The 21,094-nt window shown below is 64.9% G+C and carries 16 protein-coding genes and 1 pseudogene; 12 read left to right on the top strand and 5 right to left on the bottom strand.

Annotation, left to right across the window (positions count from 1 at the left end):
• The first annotated feature begins 47 nt into the window (after positions 1–47).
• On the top strand, positions 48–866 hold the full coding sequence (locus tag HAP54_RS09065) for an acyl-CoA thioesterase (protein WP_166299447.1): 819 nt from the start codon (positions 48–50) through the stop codon (positions 864–866).
• Between the two features lie 186 nt (positions 867–1,052).
• Entirely contained in the window at positions 1,053–2,030 is a 978-nt protein-coding gene (gene rocF, locus HAP54_RS09070; RefSeq protein ID WP_166299448.1) for an arginase, read from the top strand.
• A gap of 228 nt (positions 2,031–2,258) precedes the next feature.
• Here the strand turns inward: rocF and HAP54_RS09075 are convergent, their stop codons facing one another.
• The 3 genes from HAP54_RS09075 to HAP54_RS09085 all read right to left on the bottom strand — a co-directional run bounded on the left by HAP54_RS09075 (position 2,259) and on the right by HAP54_RS09085 (position 7,646).
• Positions 2,259–3,875 (bottom strand): phosphoenolpyruvate carboxykinase, encoded by a 1,617-nt coding sequence (locus HAP54_RS09075; RefSeq protein WP_166299449.1) that lies wholly within the window; start codon positions 3,873–3,875, stop codon positions 2,259–2,261.
• 312 nt (positions 3,876–4,187) lie between these two features.
• Positions 4,188–6,764, bottom strand: coding sequence for a CHAT domain-containing tetratricopeptide repeat protein (locus HAP54_RS09080; protein ID WP_166299450.1), 2,577 nt, complete (start codon positions 6,762–6,764; stop codon positions 4,188–4,190).
• A 147-nt stretch (positions 6,765–6,911) separates the two neighbouring features.
• Positions 6,912–7,646, bottom strand: coding sequence for a HugZ family protein (locus HAP54_RS09085; RefSeq protein ID WP_166299451.1), 735 nt, complete (start codon positions 7,644–7,646; stop codon positions 6,912–6,914).
• Between the two features lie 237 nt (positions 7,647–7,883).
• Between HAP54_RS09085 and HAP54_RS09090 the strand changes: the two genes are divergently transcribed.
• The 5 genes from HAP54_RS09090 to HAP54_RS09110 all read left to right on the top strand — a co-directional run bounded on the left by HAP54_RS09090 (position 7,884) and on the right by HAP54_RS09110 (position 11,892).
• Entirely contained in the window at positions 7,884–8,585 is a 702-nt protein-coding gene (locus tag HAP54_RS09090) for a response regulator transcription factor (protein ID WP_016843287.1), read from the top strand.
• Between the two features lie 182 nt (positions 8,586–8,767).
• On the top strand, positions 8,768–10,516 hold the full coding sequence (locus HAP54_RS09095; RefSeq protein WP_414645789.1) for a stimulus-sensing domain-containing protein: 1,749 nt from the start codon (positions 8,768–8,770) through the stop codon (positions 10,514–10,516).
• The gene (locus HAP54_RS09100; RefSeq protein ID WP_166299453.1) at positions 10,513–10,953 is read left to right on the top strand and encodes an HPr kinase/phosphorylase; all 441 of its coding nucleotides are present in this window, start codon (positions 10,513–10,515) and stop codon (positions 10,951–10,953) included. Before HAP54_RS09095 ends, HAP54_RS09100 begins: the two co-directional genes overlap by 4 nt.
• 214 nt (positions 10,954–11,167) lie before the next feature.
• Positions 11,168–11,569 carry a PTS sugar transporter subunit IIA gene (locus HAP54_RS09105; protein ID WP_166307613.1) on the top strand — a complete coding sequence of 134 codons (402 nt, stop codon included), beginning with the start codon at positions 11,168–11,170 and terminating at the stop codon, positions 11,567–11,569.
• Positions 11,566–11,892, top strand: coding sequence for an HPr family phosphocarrier protein (locus HAP54_RS09110; RefSeq protein ID WP_166299454.1), 327 nt, complete (start codon positions 11,566–11,568; stop codon positions 11,890–11,892). The genes HAP54_RS09105 and HAP54_RS09110 overlap by 4 nt, the downstream gene beginning before the upstream one ends.
• 186 nt (positions 11,893–12,078) lie before the next feature.
• On the opposite strand, the gene HAP54_RS09115 is transcribed toward HAP54_RS09110, so the two are convergent.
• Positions 12,079–13,692 (bottom strand): glycosyltransferase family 39 protein, encoded by a 1,614-nt coding sequence (locus HAP54_RS09115; protein ID WP_166299455.1) that lies wholly within the window; start codon positions 13,690–13,692, stop codon positions 12,079–12,081.
• A 174-nt stretch (positions 13,693–13,866) separates the two neighbouring features.
• Positions 13,867–14,958: a M15 family metallopeptidase gene (locus HAP54_RS09120; protein ID WP_339156837.1), complete on the bottom strand. Its 1,092-nt coding sequence runs from the start codon at positions 14,956–14,958 to the stop codon at positions 13,867–13,869.
• On the opposite strand from HAP54_RS09120, the gene lepA reads away from it, so the two are divergent.
• From lepA to HAP54_RS09145, 5 genes and pseudogenes are all read left to right on the top strand, one after another.
• Entirely contained in the window at positions 14,899–16,710 is a 1,812-nt protein-coding gene (gene lepA, locus HAP54_RS09125; RefSeq protein WP_166299456.1) for a translation elongation factor 4, read from the top strand. The genes HAP54_RS09120 and lepA overlap by 60 nt on opposite strands.
• A gap of 376 nt (positions 16,711–17,086) precedes the next feature.
• Positions 17,087–17,416, top strand: coding sequence for a hypothetical protein (locus HAP54_RS09130; protein WP_166299457.1), 330 nt, complete (start codon positions 17,087–17,089; stop codon positions 17,414–17,416).
• Positions 17,417–17,664: 248 nt separating this feature from the next.
• The gene (locus HAP54_RS09135) at positions 17,665–18,891 is read left to right on the top strand and encodes an MFS transporter (protein ID WP_166299458.1); all 1,227 of its coding nucleotides are present in this window, start codon (positions 17,665–17,667) and stop codon (positions 18,889–18,891) included.
• 144 nt (positions 18,892–19,035) lie between these two features.
• The gene (locus HAP54_RS09140; RefSeq protein WP_166299459.1) at positions 19,036–20,208 is read left to right on the top strand and encodes an acyl-CoA dehydrogenase family protein; all 1,173 of its coding nucleotides are present in this window, start codon (positions 19,036–19,038) and stop codon (positions 20,206–20,208) included.
• A 171-nt stretch (positions 20,209–20,379) separates the two neighbouring features.
• Positions 20,380–21,066 (top strand): annotated as a pseudogene (locus HAP54_RS09145) (transposase); the annotation flags it as partial.
• Positions 21,067–21,094 lie beyond the last annotated feature (28 nt).

A 21,094-nucleotide genomic window follows, 5' to 3' on the forward strand; every position in this document is an offset into this window, starting at 1 on the left:
GTCGCTCTTCGCAACGACGGAAGCGCTAGCCGTATTGAAAGATTTGCATGCTCACCAAGACCCCGCACCTGTTCGATGACGCCACTGCCGTGACCGCCGGCGACAGCCGCTGGCAGGGACGGACCAGCCCGGATTACTGGGCGTTCGTCGCCCCGTTCGGCGGCTGCACGGCGGCGACCATCCTGCGGGCGCTGATGCAGCACCCGCAGCGCGCGGGCGATCCGCTGGCACTGACGGTCAACTACTGCGCGCCGGTCGCCGAGGGCGCGTTCGATCTCGATGTCCGCCTGGTCAAGGCCAATCGTTCGAGCCAGCACTGGTCGGTCGAGATGACGCAGGGCGGCGGCGAGGTCGCGACGCTGGCGACCTCGGTGTTCGCCGAGCGCCGGCCCTCGTGGTCGCACCAGCCGGCCGACTTTCCCGGCGCGGTGCCGTTCGAGCAGCTGCGGTCCTATCCGAAGCTCGCGATGACCTGGGCCAACCAGTACGATTTCCGCTTCGCCGAGGGCGAGCCGAAGTTCAGCGGCAGCGCCCCGAAGGAGCCGTCGAGCGCCTATTCCAAGATGTGGATCGCCGACCGCGTGCCGCGCAAGCTTGATGCGCTGTCGCTGATGTCGATGTCGGACGCCTTCTTCGGCCGCGTCTTTCATGCCCGGCACGAGCTGGTGCCGTTCGGCACGGTGTCGCTGACGACCTATTTCCACGCCGACGCGGCGGACCTGGACACAGAGGACACCACCCGCGTGCTCGCCACAGCCGACGCCAAGACCTTCCACAAGAGCTATGGCGACCAGCACGGCGAATTATGGTCGCCCTCCGGCCGCCTGCTGGCGACCACGACGCAGATCGCCTATTTCAAGGCGTAGCGTTTTCAAGCGGGGCCTGTCCCGCACTTGATGCGGAATGGGCACCGGTTCGCGTGAAGAAAACGCGTCAAACCGAGGCGCAGCGCACATATCCACATTGGTCTGTTGCGACCGGATTGCCTATTTCAGAGGTTGAGGGAACATTGGCGCGTCGCTTCTGTTTCACGCCTTTGGGAGCACCGCCGCATGTCCGAAGCCGACAATTCCAGACCATCGCGCATCGCTTTGCTGGGCGTTCCCATCGAGATCGGCGCATCGCAGGCCGGCCCGCTGATGGGACCGGATGCGCTGCGCACCGCGGGTATCGCGCGCCTGCTCGAGCAACTCGACTTTAGGGTTGACGACCACGGCAACCTCGCGATCCCGGCTGTTGTCGCCGACGGCCCGGTGCCGGCGAACACCAGATTCTACGACGAGGTGAAGACCTGGACCCGCGCGCTCTCCGAGCGCGCCTACTGGCTGGCGCATTCCGGCGCGATTCCGATTTTCATGGGCGGCGATCACTCGCTGTCGATGGGATCGATCAACGGCGTCGCGCGCTACTGGCAGGAAAAGGGCCGGCCGCTGTTCGCGCTGTGGGTCGACGCGCATGCCGACTACAACACGCCGGCCACCACCATCACCGGCAACATGCACGGCATGTCCGCGGCCTTCCTGTGCGGCGAGCCTGGCCTCGACGACCTGCTCGGCGGCCTGCCGCGCGCCTCGATCCCGCCCGATCAGCTCGACCTGATCGGCACCCGCTCGGTCGATCCGCTGGAGCGCAAATTGCTGCGTCAGCGCAATGTCGCGATATCAGACATGCGCCAGATCGACGAGTTCGGCGTCGCCGTGCTGACCCGCCGCGTCATCGAGCGCGTCAGGGCAAAGAACGGCGTGCTGCATGTCTCGTTCGACGTCGACTTCCTCGACCCGGCGGTGGCGCCCGGCGTCGGCACCACGGTGCCTGGCGGCGCGACTTATCGGGAAGCGCACCTCATTATGGAGCTGCTGCACGATTCCGGGCTGGTGCGCTCGCTCGATATCGTCGAGCTCAATCCCTTCCTCGACGAGCGCGGCCGCACCGCGCGCGTCGCGGTCGAATTGATCGGCAGCCTGTTCGGCCTGCAGATTACCGACCGCCAGACGCCAAGCAACGCAGTGCTGCCGGAGATGGGCGAGTAGCGAATAGCGAAGCGCACTCCGCCTCTGGACCCGTCATCCTGAGGTGCGAGCACTTGCGAGCCTCGAAGGATGCACGGCCCGGCTGGTGGCCGTCGACCCTTCGAGACGCCGCTGCGCGGCTCCTCAGGGTGACGGAACGAGGACGTGTCGCGCGGATAGAGGAAGACAACTGCAATAAAAAAGGCGGCCACGAGGGCCGCCTTTTCAAATCACGTATCAGCGCGCGAACTACTCCGCCGCCAGCTTCACTTCCGGCGCGGCGGCGCGGACTTCGGCGTCGACCTGCGCTTCGAACTTGGCAAAGTTCTTCTGGAACATGCCGACCAGCGCGCGCGCGGTCTTGTCGAACTCGACCTTGTCGGCCCAGGTCTTGATCGGATCGAGGATGTGCGGCTCGACGCCCGGCAGCGAGGTCGGCACCGCGAAGCCGAAATACTTGTCGGTGCGGAAATCGGCATTGCGCAAGCTGCCGTTCAGCGCCGCGGTGAGCAGCGCGCGCGTCACCTTGATCGGCATGCGGCGGCCGGTGCCGTACTTGCCGCCGGTCCAGCCGGTGTTGACCAGCCAGCAATCGACATTGTGCTTGGCGATCAGCTCGCGCAGCAGATTGCCGTAGACCGACGGATCGCGCGGCAGGAACGGCGAGCCGAAGCAGGTCGAGAATTCCGGCTGCGGCTCGTTGCCAAGGCCGCGCTCGGTGCCCGCGACCTTCGCGGTGTAGCCGGACAGGAAGTGATACATCGCCTGCGCCGGCGTCAGCTTGGCGATCGGCGGCATCACGCCGAAGGCGTCGGCAGCGAGCATCACCACGTTCTTCGGATGCGGCGCGCGGCCGGTGCGCGAAGCGTTCGGGATGAAATCGAGCGGATAGGCCGAGCGGGTGTTCTCGGTCTTCGAGCCGTCGTCGAAATCGGGCACGCGGTCGTTGGCGCCGAGCACGACGTTTTCCAGCACTGCGCCGAAGCGCTTGCTGGCGGCGTAGATCTCGGGCTCGGCCTCGGCGGAGAGCTTGATGCACTTGGCGTAGCAGCCGCCCTCGAAATTGAAGATGCCGTCGGCGCTCCAGCCGTGCTCGTCATCGCCGATCAGCGTGCGCTTGGGATCGGCCGAGAGCGTGGTCTTGCCGGTGCCGGACAGGCCGAAGAAGATCGCGCTGTCGCCGTCGGGGCCGACATTGGCCGAGCAGTGCATCGGCATCACGCCCTTTTCGGGCAGGTAGAAGTTCAGCGTGGTGAACACGCTCTTCTTCATTTCGCCGGCATAATAAGACCCGCCGATCAGGACGATCTTGCGGGCGAAATCGATCGCGACGACGTTCTCCGACTTGCAGCCGTGACGTTTCGGATCGGCGCGGAAGCTCGGCAGATCGATGATCGTGAGTTCCGGCACGAAGCTCGCGAGCTCCGACGCCTCGGGGCGAATCAGCAGCGTGCGGATGAACAGCGAGTGCCAGGCGAGCTCGGTGAAGACGCGGGTCTTGATGCGATGCGTCGGATCGGCGCCGCCATAGAGATCCTGCGCGAACAGCGTCATGCCTTCGGCATGCTTGAGGAAGTCGGCATAGAGCGCCGCGAACTGCTCCGACGTGATCGACTGGTTGCCAGCCCACCACATGCTCTTGTCGGTCAGGTCGTCGCGGACCGTGAACTTGTCCTTCGGGCTGCGGCCGGTGAACTCACCGGTATCCGCGCAAAGCGCGCCATCGGCCGAGAGCACCGCTTCGCCATTGCGCAACGAATGCTCGTAGAGCTGCGGCGCGCCATAGTTCCAATGCACGCCTTTGAGATTTTTTAAGCCGAATTTGTCGGCGCCGAAGGCACCGTTATGCACGCCCGTCTCTTGCACGAAGTACCTCCTCGAACCCGCGTATCCTTGTTCGCGCGAATGTCGCTAATCGCGCCCTGCCGCGGTGACCGTCATCAGAATATAGCCTCTCGGCCCCGGTCCGGCGACCTAATAGTGGGGATCGCCGGGCTTGCCAAGCCAGTCGAACGGCTTTTGGTTGATTCCAAGGCGGGCACATCATCTGGCGCAAATACCGCAGCGCGGGACCCTTTCGTTTTGCTTTCGCTTTCGCATTGTTTTCACAGCAGTCGGGCGGCGTTCCACTACCTTTCTCGCTGCGTACAAGGCGTTGCGATGCACAAAAGGTGCCAGCTAGCGGGCCGCGCCTTCGCCGATCAGGGCGAACGGCGCCCAGAATGCCGGGTATGCATTTCGCGCCGAGGATGTGTCGTTGAGATAGGCGAGCATCGCCTGGCGCAACGCCTCCGCGCGTCCCAGTTTGGGATCGGCCTTCAGGCGATCGAAGGTCGAAATGGTCAGCCGCGTTGCGGCCTCCGAATCCACCGACCAGTGCGACACCAGCAGTGCTCGCGCGCCCGCATAGAAGAACGAGCGCGCCAGCCCTGACAGGGCTTCGGCACCGGGCTTGTCGCCGGCGATCGTGTTGCACGCAGATAGCACCACCCAATCGGCGTTGAGCTTGAGCTGCGCGACCTCGCTCGAGGTGAGCAGTCCGTCGTCAAGGTCTGACGGCTGATTAGGAATGCTCAACACCAGCGAAGGTTCCGCAACTCCCTTCACATCGCCTGCAACCAGGCCATGCGTTGCGAAATAGATGATTGCGTAGTCAGCCAGTGGCGCGCGCTTCACCACAGTTTCGCTCGCGTCAGCGCCGAGATGGATGTCGGAGGCTTCAGCGCCGAGATCCTTTGCGACCGCATTCAATTCGTCGGCGGTGTCAGGCAGTTGCGGCAGCGCGGCGGCAAGCCGCGCACGATCGACGCCGGCGCCTTGCCAGAAATCGGTGTAGGCCGACGTCACCAGCGCGCGCGAGGCCTGCTTGACCGCGGTGCGATTGGCGCCCGAGCCTTCGCGCGACGGATTGAACAGCGGATCGCCAAAGCCGGTCAGCGGCTTTGTGCTTTGCTCCTTGCGCGCGAAGACGCGCGACGCCTTCAGGCTGGAAGCCGCAGGCAACACCGATACCGCCTGCCGCTTCAACAGCCATGCCGCGTCGCGATAGCCGGCAAATGTTTCGGGAATCGCTGAAGGCGGCGGCTCGGTGACCAGCAAATGGAATGGTAGCGCTGTCAACGCTCCTACAGGCGCGACCAGCAGGCTGCGCTTGTCCCTGACCAGCGCATCGACCGGGCCGAGCAGCGCCGCGTAGAGCTCATTGGCCAGTGCGAGATCGAACAGGCCGGCCTTGCCGCTGGCATCGCTCGCCTTGCCGATATCGAGCCCGCGGCGAAATGCAGCAATTTTGGCAGACAGCGCATCGCCGCCGAGGGAGACCTGCTTCCAGTCGACCGCGTCGCGGGTCAGCGCGAACACGAAGCTTTCCTTGTTAGCGACCGCGAACAGCACCATCGCCTCGTCGGGCGAGAGCAGCGCCTGGATCTCCCGCGCGGTCATCGGCAAGGGATTCGACAGCGCGGCATAGTCGGGGAACTCGATCGCAAAGGTCTTTTGCAGGCCGGCACGCTCGGTCGCGATGGCGGCGAGCCGCGCGCGGCTGCGCGCCTCGGCCGCGGCGTCGCGCTTGGCGCGGTCCTTCGACACCGCCGACAGCAGCGACTTGTCGAGAGCCTCGGCTTCCGCCGCGAGGTCCTGGTCGCGGCGCACCAGCTGCGCGAGACGGTCGGTGCCGGCGGCAAGCCGCACCGCAAGCTTGTTCACGGCCGACGCCGCCGATGACTGCGTGGCGCGCTGGACCACATTCAGCGCAGCGTCGAGCGCCCTGTCGCCGGTCAGCAATTGCTGGCGCTGCGCGGCGAGCAAGACCGGCAGCGCTATGCGGAGCTGCGCCCGGCCATTCGTGATCGAGGTCTCGACGATCGGCAGCGCGTCGGCGCTGCGGCCTTCGGCCTGGTAGAGCCCGGCGAGGTTGTTGAGCGATATCGCAAGATCGGGATGATCGGGTCCCAGCGCGCCTTGCCGGATCGCAACAGCGCGCTGATAGAGCGGCTCGGCATCGGCATAACGGCGCTGCCGATCATAGAGATCGGCGAGATTGTTGAGCGAACGCGCCACATCGGGATGCTCGCGCCCGAGCACTTTCTCGCGGATCGCAAGCGAGCGCCTGATCAGCGGTTCGGCCTCCGCATAGCGCCCCTGCACCTTCTCGACCTGGCCGATATTGTTGAGCAGGGTCGCGACCGCGGGATGCTCCGGACCAGCCGCCTTCTCGTAGATCGCGAGCGCCCGCTTGAACAGCGGCTCGGATTCCGCGTGCCGGCCAAGCTTCTCGTACAGCGTCGCGAGATTGTTGAGCGATTGGCCGAGATCGGGATGGTTTCGACCTAGCGCCTTCTCGCGGATTGCCAGTGCCCGCTTGAACAACGGCTCGGCATCGGCATAGCGCTCCTGCCGCTGATAGAGCGCGGCATCGGCGGAATCAAGACCCGACACTCGGTCGAGGATCGCGATGGCGCGCTTCAACAACGGCTCGGCCTCGGCGTCGCGGCCCTGCGCGCCGTAGATCTGGGCGAGATTGTTCAGCGCCGCCGCGACATCGCGGTTATCGGACCCGTACTTCTTTTCGAGGCTGTCGAGCAGGCCCTGCGCCAGCGGCAGCGCTTCGGCATATTTGCCGGCGCGGCTGAGCGCGTTGATCCTGGCGCTGAGCGCTGCGACGCTGCCCTGCTGTGCGAATGCCGGTGCGGACAGGCTGCTGCTCGCGGCCAGCGCAAGCCACAGCGTGACGACCAGATGGTTGCCTGACTTCATAGGCCTCGCTCCTGGCGCAGCAAGTTCGCGCAAGGAGCAGCGGCCATGCGACATCATGCCTCGCTGCGCTGCCTTCCTCAGTTGCGCTGCCTTGGGTCGCGGCAGCGGCGGCGTCCGTTCAAGACAAGGCCTGAGATTATCGCGATGCTATTGCTTGGCGCGCGCCTCGCCGGCGAGCCGCACGAGCATCTTGCGCAGCAAGGTGCCGTTGGTGACCCTCTCGGGGAAATCGAGCCGCAGCGTGTTGCGGCCGGCCTGCATGTCCATGCCCTCTGGGTCGCTGCCGGTGCAGAGCCAGTCGGCACTTTCCGCGCCGAGCAGCCGCGTGGCGTAGAGGTTCATGGCCTCGCGGTGATCCTCGTTCATATGCGCCACCGCGCCGGGCTCGGCCTCCAGCAGCGCTTCGGCCCCGCCGAGATCGGTCAGGAACTGCGCCGGCTTGAGGTCGACGATACGGCCGAACCCGGCCACCAGATGGGCGCCGCTCGGCTTTATCAAGAAGAACGAAAAATCCTTAAATTCTACAAAGGCTTCCGCCGAAGGATGGGCGCCGAGATAGCGCCGGCGGACGAGCTCCCGCTCAGCCTCCGCGACCTCCTCGGCCTTACCCCCCAGCATGATCCGGGCGCCCTCCAGCGGATCGCCCTCGGCGCGCTCGTCCAGCATCAGCGACACCCGGCTATCGGCAAGGATGTTCTTGGTGTGCAGCGCCAGCCGCGAAATCAGCAGGATTGGCGAGCCGTCGGGATGACTGGCCAGATTGACCAGCGAGCAATAGGGATCGCCGGTCCCGGTCATCAGCGTGGCGAGCGCCCCCTGGCGGCTGCGGCGCAGCAGCGAGCGGGCAAGACGGGCGGGGTCGAAGTCGGCGGTCGGTTGCATGGGTCTATCGGATCATTTTATGGGCGAATCGGGCCGGTTCCGCATGAAAAAAGGGCCTTTTCTCAGGGTCTAAGGGTGCTATATGGGGTCCATCGCTTGGGTCGCAGCGTTTTTGCGGAACTCGGTCACACTTCAGCCCAGCTTGCATTGCTCGTTGACCGCGTTCGAAGCCCATTTCCACGGCGCGTCGCCAGAGTGCCCGCCGCTTAAGCCACTCTCAAATTGTGAAAGCAGCACATGCCCACAATCGCCCTGGTCGACGACGACCGCAACATTCTTACTTCGGTCTCGATCGCGCTCGAAGCCGAAGGCTATCGCATCATGACCTACACGGACGGTGCGTCGGCGCTGGATGGGTTTCGCACGTCGCCGCCCGATCTGGCGATCCTCGATATCAAGATGCCGCGCATGGACGGCATGGAGACGCTGCGCCGGCTGCGCCAGAAGTCCGACCTGCCGGTGATCTTTCTCACCTCGAAGGATGAAGAGATCGACGAATTGTTCGGCCTGAAAATGGGCGCCGACGATTTCATCCGCAAGCCGTTCTCGCAGCGCCTGCTGGTCGAACGCGTCAAGGCCGTGCTCCGCCGCGGCCAGCCGAAGGATCCGACCGCCGCGCCGAAGGAGCCGGACGCCCGCGCGCTCGACCGCGGCCTGCTGCGGATGGACCCGGAGCGCCACACCTGCACCTGGAAGAACGAGCCGGTGACGCTCACCGTGACCGAATTCCTGATCCTGCAGGCGCTCGCCACCCGCCCCGGCGTGGTGAAGAGCCGCAACGCACTGATGGACGCGGCCTATGACGACCAGGTCTATGTCGACGACCGCACCATCGACAGCCACATCAAGCGGCTGCGCAAGAAGTTCAAGGTGGTCGACGACGATTTCGAGATGATCGAGACGCTGTACGGCGTCGGCTATCGCTTCAAGGAAGCCTGATCTGCACTTCCCGGGCGGCTTGTTACCTGACAGGGTCCGCACGGCTGGGGTAAGCTCGGGCCACCATTTGCTTCGCGGGACGACATCCATACCAACCGGCAGCTTTGCCAGTGCTTGATCGAACGCAGCTCGAGCAGGGACTGAACACCGAGGACGCGTCCCAGCTCCTCGATCACGAGGCCGTGGCCGACGACGTTGCGCAGGACTTGGCGCAGGAAAAGGGCTGGCGCCGGCCGCTCGGTTGGCTGCGCCGGGCCGGTCAGTTCTTCTTCGCGCTGTCGTTCTCGAGCCTGACGCGCCGCATCGTCTCGCTCAACCTCGCCGGCCTCGTCGCGCTGGTCGCTAGCATCCTCTATCTCTCGCAATTCCGCGCCGGCCTGATCGAGGCGCGCACGCAGAGCCTCTTGGTCTATGCCGAGATCATCTCGGAGGCGATTGCCGCCTCGGCGACCGTCGAAGGCAATACCGTCACGATCGATCCCGACCGCCTGCTCGACCTGAAGCCCGGCGAGAGCTTCGGCCAGCCGGATGAATCGGCGGATTTCCCGATCAATCCCGAACGGGTCGCGCCGATCCTGCGCCGCCTGATCGCGCCGACCAAGACGCGAGCCCGCATCTTCGACCGCGATGGCGGCCTGATCCTCGACAGCCGCAACCTGTTCGCGCGCGGCGACGTGCTGCGCATGGAGCTGCCGCCACCGTCGGAGAAGTCGTCGCTGTACGACAAGACCAAGGCCACGATCAAGACCTGGCTCAACCGCGGCGACCTGCCGATCTACCGCGAGCTCGGCCCCGAAGGCGGCAAGGGCTATTCGGAAGTCGCGCAATCGCTCGAGGGCATGAAGGGCAGCGCAGTGCGCGTCACCGAGCGCGGCGCGATCATCGTGTCGGTTGCCGTTCCGGTGCAGCATTTCCGCGCCGTGCGCGGCGCACTGATGCTGACCACGCAGGGCGACGACATCGACCAGCTCGTGATGTCGGAGCGCCTCGCCATCCTCAAGATCGGCGGGGTCGCCTCCGCGGTCATGATCATGCTGTCGCTGCTGCTGGCGAGCACGATCGCAGGCCCGGTACGCCGGCTCGCCGACGGTGCCGAGCGCGTCCGTCACCGCATCCAGACCCGCGTCGAGATTCCCGATTTCACCGGGCGCCGCGACGAGATCGGCCATCTCTCCGGCGCACTGCGCGACATGACCAACGCGCTCTACAGCCGCATCGAGGCGATCGAGATGTTCGCGGCCGATGTCGCCCATGAGTTGAAGAACCCACTGACCTCGCTGCGCTCCGCGGTGGAGACGCTGCCTTTGGCGCGCAACGAGAACAGCCGCGCGCGGCTGCTCGCCGTGATCGAGCACGACGTCAGGCGGCTCGACCGCCTGATCTCCGACATCTCCGACGCAAGCCGGCTCGATGCCGAGCTGCAGCGTCAGGACATGGCGCCGGTCGATCTGCGGCGGCTGCTGACGACGCTGACCAGCGTCGCTAACGAGACCCGGCTCGGCCACGACGTCGCCGTCGAAGCCCGCTTCGAGGGCCGCGGACCGACCGACACGCTCTCGGTGCCCGGCCATGATTCCCGGCTCGGTCAGGTGATCTCGAACCTGCTGTCGAACGCGCAATCATTCTCCAAGCCGGGCGACAAGGTGCGCATCGTTTGTCGCCGCAGCCGCGGCGAGGTCGAGATCGTGGTCGATGATGACGGGCCCGGCATCGGCGAGGACGCGCTGGAGCGGATCTTCGAGCGCTTCTACACCGACCGGCCGCATCAGGGATTTGGCCAGAACTCCGGCCTTGGGCTCTCGATCTCCAAGCAGATCATCGAAGCGCATGGCGGACGCATCTGGGCCGAGAACCGCCTTGGCCCGGTGGACCAAGATGGCCAGCCCACAGTTGCCGGCGCGCGCTTCGTGGTCAGGCTGCCGTCACTATGAGCGACAATTCAAGCGTGCACGCATCCGCCGTTCTGGTCGGCGAGCGTGCAGTGCTGATCCGCGGCCCCTCGGGCGCCGGCAAGTCGCGTCTGGCCTTCGAGCTGATTCTCGCCGGGCGCACCGGAGCGCTCCCGCCGGCCATTTTGGTGGGGGACGACCGTGTCTATCTCGACACAGCCGGCGAACAATTGTGGGTTCGCCCGGCACAGCAATTGGCCGGCCTGATCGAAATCCGAGGCCTCGGAATCCGCCATTGCCCGTTCGCAAACGAGGCCGTGGTGGGGCTGGTCGTCGACCTCGCGGCCGACGACGCCGCGCGGCTGCCGTCGCCGGAGGCGCTCAAGACTCGCCTTAATGGTGTTTCAATACCGCGAATTCCCGTACCGACCGGCTTCCAACCCCTGCCGCTGGTTGTCGCTGCGCTGACGACAACCTGAAAGTTCATGTTCCCGTAATCTTGCGGCCAATTGTGAGAAGGGAATTGGTAACCATATCACATCCACTATCGCGTCGGATTTTGCCGGCGCAGCCTCCCCTCTCTACCGCCAGGAACAGGGAGACTAGCCAAGATGCCCTCTTGCGCAGGGCCTCTGGATGGTCAAAGTGGCGCGTTCGTGCGGTGCACCAAAGGGCGCCCGCGAGGAGTTTCCGATGATTGGTCTAGTGCTGGTGACCCATGGGCGCCTTGCCGACGAGTTCCGAGCCGCGCTCGAACACGTCATGGGTCCGCAGAAACAAATTGAAGCAATTACGATCGGCGCCGAGGATGATTCCGATCTCTGTCGAGGCGACATCATCGAGGCGGTGAACCGCGTCGATAGCGGCGACGGCGTTGCGATCCTCACCGACATGTTTGGCGGCACGCCGTCGAACCTGGCGATCTCCTGCATGAGCCGCCCGAAGGTGGAAGTGCTCGCGGGCATCAATCTTCCGATGCTGGTCAAGCTCGCCAAGGTCCGCGAGGAGCGTTCGCTGCCCGACGCGATCGCGATGGCCCAGGAAGCCGGCCGCAAGTACGTCACGATCGCCAGCCGCGTTCTCGCGGGCAAATGAGCGGCGAGGCCCCGGGCGAAAACCAGGTCGGCCCGGGCGTGCCGGCGGGCGCCATTTCCCGTGAGCTCTTGATCGTCAACAAGCGCGGCCTGCATGCGCGGGCATCGGCGAAATTCGTCCAGATGGTCGAGCGCTTCAACGCCGAGATCTGGGTCACGCGCGGCGGCGAGACCGTCGGCGGCACCTCGATCATGGGCTTGATGATGCTCGCCGCCGGGCCCGGCACCACGGTCGTGGTCTCGGCAAAGGGCGAGCAGGCGCAGCAAGCACTGGACGCCATCGCCGAACTCGTCGCCAGCAAGTTCAACGAGGAAGGCACGTAAGGGCTGCCCGCCCGCTAGGCCAAGCCATCACCGTCACCCTGAGGAGCGCGCATCGCGCGCGTCTCGAAGGGTCGACGGCCCGACTGTGGCCGTGCATCCTTCGAGGCTCGCAAGAGCTCGCACCTCAGGATGACGGAACGGCAATGGCGACTGTTCAAGACAGTTGGTGGCAACGATGCCGCGGCGCTACTTCGCCGGCGGCACCAGATAGACTTTCCAGACCGTCGACGGGCAGGGATGGCCGTTGAAGAAGCGCATGGTGGTCATCACCAGCGGCTCGGCATCCCTGGCATTCTCCGCCATCCATGCCTCGCACGGCTTCAGGAACACCGGATCGGTGGTGTCGCAGACGCCGATGAAGCCGAGGCGCTTGGCCTCGTCGAGTGATGTCAGCCCCGACGACCACGCCTCGCCCGGCACCAGCGACGCCGGATGATCGGGGCTGTAGAACGTCATCGGCTCGCCGATGTCGGAACGTGCGACGACCACGGCCCAGCGCGAATGGAATTTAGCCTGCCAGGTCTCGGTGAGCTCGCGGGCGAGCTCGGAGCGCGCGGCGTAGGTCGAGGCGCCATTGTGGCTCGACGCCATCTCCTGCGTGGCGATGCTGGGCGCAGCGATCAGCGTGGCAACCGTGGCCACCAACCAGACGGCTGATATCGAGAACAGCGCCATGCGCGGGACGCGCAGCGAGGGGATCGCAACCAGCGCAAGCGGCACCAGGAAGAACAGCGGGATGCCCCAATCAGTCTTGATATAGACCTCGAAAGCCAACGCGCCGAGCGGCGGTCCGATCGCGACGATCGACTGGATGATCCAGACGTTGAGCGCCTGCGGACGATTGACGCCCGGATTGGGTCCGCGCGACCAGATCCGCGCCAGCACGTCCGACGGCCGCCACGGCACCGACCCGAGCAGCAGCGCCACGAGCCCCAGCATGACGGGAATCGCGAGCAGCCCGACATTGTGCACGATGTAGCCGATCACGAGCTGGACGTTGAGTGCGCGGCTCGACAGCGCGTAGACATCGCCGGCATAGGTGAACGGCAGGAAGTTCACCTCCTCCAGCCACACCAGATGCGGAATCATCGCCACGACCATCGTGCCGATCGCAACCCATGGCGCCGGCGAGCGCAGGAATTGCATCCGCTGCGGATGGATCAGCGCAGCAAGCCCGATGGCGCCGATCATCGTCACCACCCAGTACTTGGTCATCAGCGCCAGCATGGCGGCAAAGCCGAGCCAGAGGCCTGATTTCACGGTGCGCTTCTCGAACGCGTTCAGATAGGCCAGCACCAGGAGCGGCAGCGGCACCAGCTGCGCGAGGTCGGCGTTGTACTTGAAGCCCTTGAAATTGAAGATCGGGTAGAGCGCGAGCATCACCACCATGAAGAACGCACGGCGGCGATCGACGACCCGCAGCGCGATCAGCCAGCACACCACCAGCGCGAAGCTGACGGTTGCCATCGCGAGCGCGTAGGTCGACCAGTTGGTGACCGGGAATATCCTGAACCAGACCCCGGCGATCCAGCCCGACAGCGGCGGATGCTTGCCATAACCAAGCAGGAAGCGCTGGCCCCAGGCATAGGCCTCCGCGACATCCATATGGACGTCCTGCGCGGCCTTGAGCCTGATCAGGATCAGCGTCCAAAAGATCGCGTGGACCAGCGCGAAGCCGATCACGAGCCACAGGCCGGTCCCGGGACTGGTTGCGCGCGAGGCAACCCATGCGGCGATGCGCCGGATCGTCAGCTTGCGGCTGGTGCGCCGGGCGGCAGGGAGGGTGGAGACGGTCGACATGGCCTGTACCTAAAGGCATGACCCGGAAAACTGGAAAGTGGTTTTCCGAAGGGATCATGCCGAATGGAAGCGGAAGCGCGATGAGTGAATGCTCACCAGCAGTTCAGCGCGCTTTAGCGCGTTTTTGTGGCGAGTGAAATCAGCTTGGCGTGAGAACGCCTCAAACCGGCCGATTCACTTTCCGAGAAGCTCCGGCCGGTACTCGAAATGCATGGTATCGTAGTGATACCATTTGCCGCCCCAGATGAATCCGTGGCGCTCGAAAATGTCGACGATCTGCTGCGGCATGCGGTTTTTGTAGGCGATTGTGCTGCCCTTGCCCGCCCACAGCCAGTAATCCGAAACTTTCAGGTTGAGGTCGATCGCAGCGGCGTAGCCATGCATGCTCATCCGGCCGGTATCGGCGACGGCGCGACACGACAGCACACCGGCGATCGGAAAGGCGGCGGCGCGCAGCGCCGGAGCGAGCGCGTCGATCTCGGCCGAGACCTGCTTGAGACGCTCGGCCACGCCGTTGACCCGCGTGACCTGAACCGGCTTGCCCCAGGATCGCGGCAGCCAAATGATCGTCACCAGGTTCCGCCTGACCTCATCCGTATTGCAGTCGCCGTACATCTTCTTGAAGAAGGCCTCGTTGCGGAAACGGCCGGGATCGGCGTTCGGGGCCGGCGGCGCGGCTGGCCCGGACGGATAGGACAACCGCATCTGATCGAGGATCGACGCATTGCGCAGCATCTGATCGAACGGCTTGCCGACGACGCCGTCATCGACCGCCATCACCGTGCCGTCACGCCAGGTGATCGTGGTGTCGTCGTGCCCGGTCAGCGCGTCGGGATAGGCGCGCACCAGACGGTCGAGCAGCTCGCGTCTGTCTTGGGCACGCGCAAGTGCCGGCATCAGTGCGAGCAAGAGCGTCAGTGCGAGCAAGACATGGGCGCACGCCACCCATCGCACAGCCGTTCCGCGTTTCCCGGCCTGATCGATCGCCGCGACATTGGCCTCTTCGATCGCGTTCATCCTCGGATTCCAGCTGTTCGGCGCTACCAGGCGAAGCGAGGGTTTCGGGCCGAAAGACCTAGCAGAAACCTGCCCGAAAATCGATCGCGGCAGCCCTGACTGAAACACCCCGGTGATTCGCCGCCACACCCCTGCAAAATACCGCAATATGGTTGCCCGCGCGGGGGTGCGGATGCTATCCCGCGCCCCATGACAACTGCCCCGATTTCGAACATCCGCAACTTCTCCATCGTCGCCCATATCGACCATGGCAAATCGACCCTCGCCGACCGCCTGATCCAGATGACGGGCGGCCTGACGGATCGTGAAATGGCGGGCAAGGAGCAGGTGCTCGATTCGATGGATATCGAGCGCGAGCGCGGCATCACCATCAAGGCGCAGACCGTCCGGCTGAACTACCGTGCCAAGGACGGCAAGGATTACATCTTCAACCTGATGGACACGCCCGGCCATGTCGACTTCGCCTACGAGGTCTCGCGGTCGCTGGCGGCGTGCGAAGGTTCCCTGCTGGTGGTCGACGCCAGCCAGGGCGTCGAGGCGCAGACGCTTGCCAACGTCTACCATGCGCTTGACGCCGGTCATGAGATCGTGCCGGTCCTGAACAAGGTCGATCTGCCCGCAGCCGAGCCCGAGAAGGTCAAGCAACAGATCGAAGACGTGATCGGCATCGACGCCTCCGACGCGGTGATGATCTCGGCCAAGACCGGCCTCGGCGTTCCCGATGTGCTGGAAGCGATCGTCACCCGCCTGCCGCCGCCGAAGGGCGACGCCGACGCGACGCTGAAGGCGCTGCTGGTCGACAGCTGGTACGACGTCTATCTCGGCGTGGTCGTGCTGATCCGCGTCGTCGACGGCACCATGAAGAAGGGTAGCCGCATCCGCATGATGGGCACCGGCGCCGCCTACGACATCGAACGCGTCGGCTTCTTCACGCCGAAGATGACGCAGGTCGAGGAGCTCGGCCCCGGCGAGATCGGCTTCATCACCGCCGCGATCAAGGAAGTCGCCGACACGAGAGTGGGCGACACCATCACCGACGACAGGAAGCCGGTCACCGAAATGCTGCCCGGCTTCAAGCCGGCGATCCCGGTCGTGTTCTGCGGCCTGTTCCCGGTCGATGCCGACGATTTCGAGACGCTGCGCGCCGCGATGGGCAAGCTCAGGCTGAACGACGCCAGCTTCTCCTTCGAGATGGAAACCTCGGCCGCGCTCGGCTTCGGCTTCCGCTGCGGCTTCCTCGGGCTGTTGCATCTGGAGATCATCCAGGAGCGGCTGTCGCGCGAGTTCGACCTCAATCTGATCGCGACCGCGCCGAGCGTGATCTACAAGATGAAGCTGACCGACGGCACCGAGTTCGAGATCCACAACCCGGTCGACATGCCCGACGTGGTCAAGATCGCGGAGATCGAGGAGCCGTGGATCGAGGCGACGATCCTCACCCCCGACGAATATCTCGGCAGCGTGCTGAAGCTGTGCCAGGACCGCCGCGGCGCGCAGAAGGAACTCACTTACGTCGGCTCCCGCGCGATGGTGAAATACGACTTGCCGCTCAATGAAGTGGTGTTCGATTTCTACGATCGCCTGAAGTCGGTCTCCAAGGGCTATGCCTCGTTCGACTATCATCTGACCGACTACAAGCCGGCCGATCTCGTGAAGATGCAGATCCTGGTAAACGCCGAGCCGGTCGACGCGCTGTCGATGCTGGTGCATCGCACCCGCGCCGAGGGCCGCGGTCGCGCCATGGTCGAGAAGATGAAGGAGCTGATCCCGCCGCACATGTTCCAGATCCCGATCCAGGCGGCGATCGGCGGCAAGGTGATCGCGCGCGAAACCGTCCGCGCGCTGCGCAAGGACGTCACCGCGAAGTGCTACGGCGGCGACATCACGCGTAAACGGAAACTTCTGGAGAAGCAGAAGGAAGGCAAGAAGAAGATGCGGCAGTTCGGCAAGGTCGACATCCCGCAGGAAGCCTTCATCGCCGCACTCAAGGTGGATAGCTGAGAGGATGTGAGGCTATATCCTCGTCCACCACTGTCATCGCCCGGCTCGACCGGGCGATCCAGTACGCCGCGGCCTCTCGGCTCAAGCACTGCAGTCTCTGGAATACTGGATCACCCGCATGCGCGGGTGATGACACTGAGCAAGCTGAGCAATCACCCCGTCATCCTGAGGCGCCGTCACGAGCTGTCGCCGGCTTGACGACAACGACACCAGTCCCGCCCGAACCGAAAATCTCGAAAACAACCCCATGCAAAGTAGCCTGAGGTGGATAGCTGACGCGCCGCAGCCGGCGCGCCTGTTGCCCATTTTTGTCCCAGCAACAAAACGCACCATGATTTGAATCGCCACGACGCGACGTGCGGACTAAGCTGCCGCGATGTTGCGCATCCTGTCTCTCTCGATCGTTATCCTCGCCTTGCTGCAGCCGGACCTGAGCGCGGCCGCTTCCTCGAAAAAGCGGCAGAGCGCCCGCTGGCACGGCTATGGCTTCCTGCCCGGCTACCGGCAGCCGCCCAACGAAACCATTCCAGTGCTCGGACCGCGCGGCGCGGCCCGCGGCTACCCGGATTATTCGCCGCAATATTGGTATGGCGGGGATTGGCACTATTTCGGCCGCCCCGGATTCTACCGCGGCCGCTACAATGGCGGCAGTTTTGGCCCGTGCTGGACCTGGACGCCGATCGGGCGGGCGTGGAATTGCGGGTAGAGCATGATCCGGAAAAGTGTGACGCGGTTTTCCGAAAGATCATGCTCAAACAAGAAGCTAAAGCGCGATGATGGTTCAACCCAATCTCATCGCGCTTTAGCCGCGTCGCTGCGGCATCTCGCGCACGCAACTCACAATCCGCTGATCCCGGAATGAGAGGCATGTTGCCCGTCATATTGCCCCCGGACCTCAGATAGGTCACCATCCTCCCTGCGCGCACCACAAAAACAACAGCGCCGGGGAAACGCATGAGCAAGGACGCTCGGTTCGACTATGGCTGGGTCGTCGTCGGCGCGGGCGCGCTGATGACCTGCGTCGGCTTCGGCACCATGCTGTCGCTCGCGGTGTTCCTGCAGCCGATCTCGGATGCGATGGGCTGGTCGCGCGCCGGCATATCGGCAGCAGCGACGCTGGATTTCCTCTGCATGGGCTTTGCGGCGTTTGCCTGGGGCGCGCTGTCCGACCGGTTCGGCACCCGCATCGTGGTGCTGGCGGGCAGCCTGCTGCTCGGCCTTGGCCTCGTGACGGCAAGCCAGGCGCAGAGCCTGTGGCAATTCCAGCTGTGCTTCGGCGTGGTGATCGGGATCGCCGCCGGCAGCTTCTATGCGCCGATGATGGCGCTCGCCAGCGCCTGGATCGACAAGCATCGCAGCCTCGCAGTGGCGCTGGTGTCGGCCGGCATGGGCGTATCGCCGCTGACCGTCGCGCCATCGGCAAGCTGGCTGATCACGGCCTATGACTGGCGCTTTGCGATGCTTGTCATCGGCATCATCGCATGGGCGCTGTTGATCCCGGCATCTTTCCTGGTGCGCCCCGCGCCGCACGGATCGACCGTTGCGACTGGCGCGGCCGCGAACGCGCCACAAGCGGAATGGACCGTGGCGCAGGCGCTGCGCACGCCGCAATTCATCACCTTGGCACTGGCGCATTTCGCCTGCTGTGCGGCGCATTCCGGGCCGATCTTCCACATGGTGTCCTACGCCATGGTATGCGGCATCGCGCCGTTGACCGCGGTCACGGTCTACAGCCTCGCCGGCTTCTCCGGGCTCGGCGGACGGCTGCTGCTCGGTGTGCTCGCCGACCGGCTCGGCGCCAAGCCGGTGCTGGTCGGCGGCCTGCTGGTACAGGCGCTGTCGATCGCGACTTATCTGGCGGTGGCGCAGCTCGGCGAGTTCTATGCGCTGTCGGTAGTGTTCGGCCTCGCCTATGGCGGCGTGATGCCGCTCTATGCCGTGCTGGTGCGCGAGTTCTTCGGCGCGCGGATCATGGGCACGGTGTTCGGCGCGGTCTCGGCCTTCGCGAGCCTCGGCATGGCGCTCGGGCCATGGGCCGGCGGTTACGTGTTCGACACGTTCCACGGCTATACATGGCTGCACGCCGGTTCCTTCGCGATCGGCCTCGCCGCGGTCGCCGTGGCGCTGAGCTTCTCCACCAAGCGCCAGCCGTCGCTCGATCTCGGCCGCGCCGCGGCCTGAGCGCGTCTGTCGATCGATCACCACTGGCGCAGCGATTGGATAGCTGATCTGCGTCGGCGCCGTCCCGCCTTGCCCTCCCCAGCCGGATGAGCCACCATCGCTTGACCCGCCCAACAACAACATCGGAAGGCGCCGAGGAAACGCATGAACAAGCCGCAGGGGTTCGACCTTGTCGAGCGGGCGCGCGCGCTGGCGCCGCTGATCATAGCTGAAGCCGACGAGATCGAACGGACGCGGCGGCTGACGCCTTCCGTCACATCGGCGCTGGTCGAGAACGGGCTCTATCGCGCGCTGCTGCCGAAGCGTTTTGGCGGCGCCGAGGCGACGCTCGAAGCGTTCATGCAGATGCAGGAGGAGATCGCCAAGGCGGATGCTTCAACCGCCTGGTGCCTCGGCCAGTGCAGCGTCTGCGCCATGACCGCAGCCTATCTCGAGCCCGACGCCGCTGACGAGATCTTCAACACGGCGCCGGGGATTCTCGCCTGGGGCGCGATCGCCCATGAGGTCCGCGCCGAGCCCGGCGGCTACCGCGCCAATGCGCGCTGGGATTTCGCCTCGGGCTCGCGGCAGGCGAGCTGGCTCGGTGCCCATGTCCGCGTTGTCGAGGCCGACGGCTCGCCGCGCAAGAAGGCCGACGGCTCGCCGGAGATCCGCACCATCCTGTTCCCGATGTCATCGGCTGTGATGTACGACGTCTGGGACGTGATCGGCCTGAAGGGCACCGGCACCGATTCCTACTCGGTCGACAACCTCTTCATCCCGGAAAAATTCGCGGCGCTGCGCGACGATCCCACCGCGTGCCGCGAACCGGGTCCGCTCTACAAGCTCTCCACCAACATGGTGTTCAGCATGGGCTTTGCCGCCACCTCGCTCGGCGTCGCGCGCGCCATGCTGGATGCAGCGACCGAACTTGCCCGCGGCAAGACCCCGCAGGGCCTCAAGGCGATGCGCGACAACAACGCGGTGCAGGGCCAGATCGGCCGCACCGAGGCGAGCCTGCGCGCCGCTCGCGCCTATCTCTACGCGACGGCGAACGACGTCTGGCGCGATCTGTCGCGCGGCGATCCCATCAGCGAGGCGCATCGGATCGCGATCCGCATCGCCTCGACCTGGACCATCCACCAGTCGGCCGCCGTGGTCGACATCGCCTATCACATGTCGGGGGCAACCGCGGTATTCGCCAAGAATCCGTTCGAGCGGCGGTTTCGCGACATGCACGCGATCGCGCAGCAGATCCAGGCCCGCGACACCCAGTATGAGGATGCCGGCAAGGCGATCCTGGTGGGCAATCTCTCCGCGCCGCCGACAGCGCGCTAAAGCGCGATGAAGTCAGGTTGAACCAGGGCGCGTACTCATGAATCCGCCATGTCGGCTCTGCCCCCTAAAACCTGATATCGCCGGGTGACAACGGCATGTCGGTTTTGGGCCCAGGCCGTGTGAAAACTCCGTCTCTGCTATTATTCTCCAATGAATCGGTGGGGACGGGCGATGGCGGGATTCGTGGAGGGAGTTGATCGCGGGCAGAGCACGTTGTTTCCCGCACTGCTCGACGACTACGTGGCCGAGGACAATCCGGTGCGTGCGGTTGATGTGTTCGTCGAGGGGCTCGATCTGGATAAGCTCGGCTTCGTTGGCGTCCAGCCACTCGACATGGGGCGACCCGGCTACCATCCCGGCATGATGCTCAAGCTCTACATCTACGGCTACCTCAATCGCGTGCCGTCGAGCCGACGCCTGGAGCGGGAATGCCAGCACAATATCGAGATGATCTGGCTGACCGGGCAGTTGGCGCCGGACTTCAAGACTATCGCGGATTTCCGCAAGGACAATGGCAAGGCCATTCGTGAGGTCTGCCGCGAGTTCGTCGCGCTGTGCCGCAAGCTTGATCTGCTTGTTGGAGCGAGCGTCGCCATCGATGGATCGAAGTTCAAGGCTGTCAATGCGCGAGACAAGAACTTCACCGAGGCGAAGATGAAGCGGCGCCTCGAGCGGATCGACGAGAGCATCGCCCGCTATCTCTCGCAGCTCGAGACCGCCGATCGGCATGGCGATACAGTGCCAGAGGCGAAAGTTGCGAGGTTGAAGGGCAAGATCGAGAAGCTCAAGGAGGAGACCGGTCGGCTCAATGCGATCAATGCGGAGATGATGAAGAAAGAGGACAAGCAGATAGAGCTGGCGCCGGTTGTTTGGACAGCGCCCCGCG

The sequence above is a fragment of the Bradyrhizobium sp. 2S1 genome (assembly GCF_011516625.5).
GTDB lineage: Bacteria > Pseudomonadota > Alphaproteobacteria > Rhizobiales > Xanthobacteraceae > Bradyrhizobium > Bradyrhizobium septentrionale.

What these genes read in the sequence shown, in the direction of transcription:
- HAP54_RS09130 (WP_166299457.1), top strand. Translation starts at nt 17,087, where the DNA reads ATGTTGCGCATCCTGTCTCTCTCGATCGTTATCCTCGCCTTGCTGCAG.
- HAP54_RS09100 (WP_166299453.1), top strand. Translation starts at nt 10,513, where the DNA reads ATGAGCGACAATTCAAGCGTGCACGCATCCGCCGTTCTGGTCGGCGAG.
- HAP54_RS09085 (WP_166299451.1), bottom strand. Translation starts at nt 7,646, where the DNA reads ATGCAACCGACCGCCGACTTCGACCCCGCCCGTCTTGCCCGCTCGCTG.
- HAP54_RS09140 (WP_166299459.1), top strand. Translation starts at nt 19,036, where the DNA reads ATGAACAAGCCGCAGGGGTTCGACCTTGTCGAGCGGGCGCGCGCGCTG.
- HAP54_RS09110 (WP_166299454.1), top strand. Translation starts at nt 11,566, where the DNA reads ATGAGCGGCGAGGCCCCGGGCGAAAACCAGGTCGGCCCGGGCGTGCCG.
- HAP54_RS09135 (WP_166299458.1), top strand. Translation starts at nt 17,665, where the DNA reads ATGAGCAAGGACGCTCGGTTCGACTATGGCTGGGTCGTCGTCGGCGCG.
- rocF (WP_166299448.1), top strand. Translation starts at nt 1,053, where the DNA reads ATGTCCGAAGCCGACAATTCCAGACCATCGCGCATCGCTTTGCTGGGC.
- HAP54_RS09080 (WP_166299450.1), bottom strand. Translation starts at nt 6,764, where the DNA reads ATGAAGTCAGGCAACCATCTGGTCGTCACGCTGTGGCTTGCGCTGGCC.
- HAP54_RS09115 (WP_166299455.1), bottom strand. Translation starts at nt 13,692, where the DNA reads ATGTCGACCGTCTCCACCCTCCCTGCCGCCCGGCGCACCAGCCGCAAG.
- HAP54_RS09065 (WP_166299447.1), top strand. Translation starts at nt 48, where the DNA reads ATGCTCACCAAGACCCCGCACCTGTTCGATGACGCCACTGCCGTGACC.
- HAP54_RS09090 (WP_016843287.1), top strand. Translation starts at nt 7,884, where the DNA reads ATGCCCACAATCGCCCTGGTCGACGACGACCGCAACATTCTTACTTCG.
- HAP54_RS09105 (WP_166307613.1), top strand. Translation starts at nt 11,168, where the DNA reads ATGATTGGTCTAGTGCTGGTGACCCATGGGCGCCTTGCCGACGAGTTC.
- HAP54_RS09120 (WP_339156837.1), bottom strand. Translation starts at nt 14,958, where the DNA reads ATGGTCGATATGGGCGACGATGGAGAAGTTGCGGATGTTCGAAATCGG.
- lepA (WP_166299456.1), top strand. Translation starts at nt 14,899, where the DNA reads ATGACAACTGCCCCGATTTCGAACATCCGCAACTTCTCCATCGTCGCC.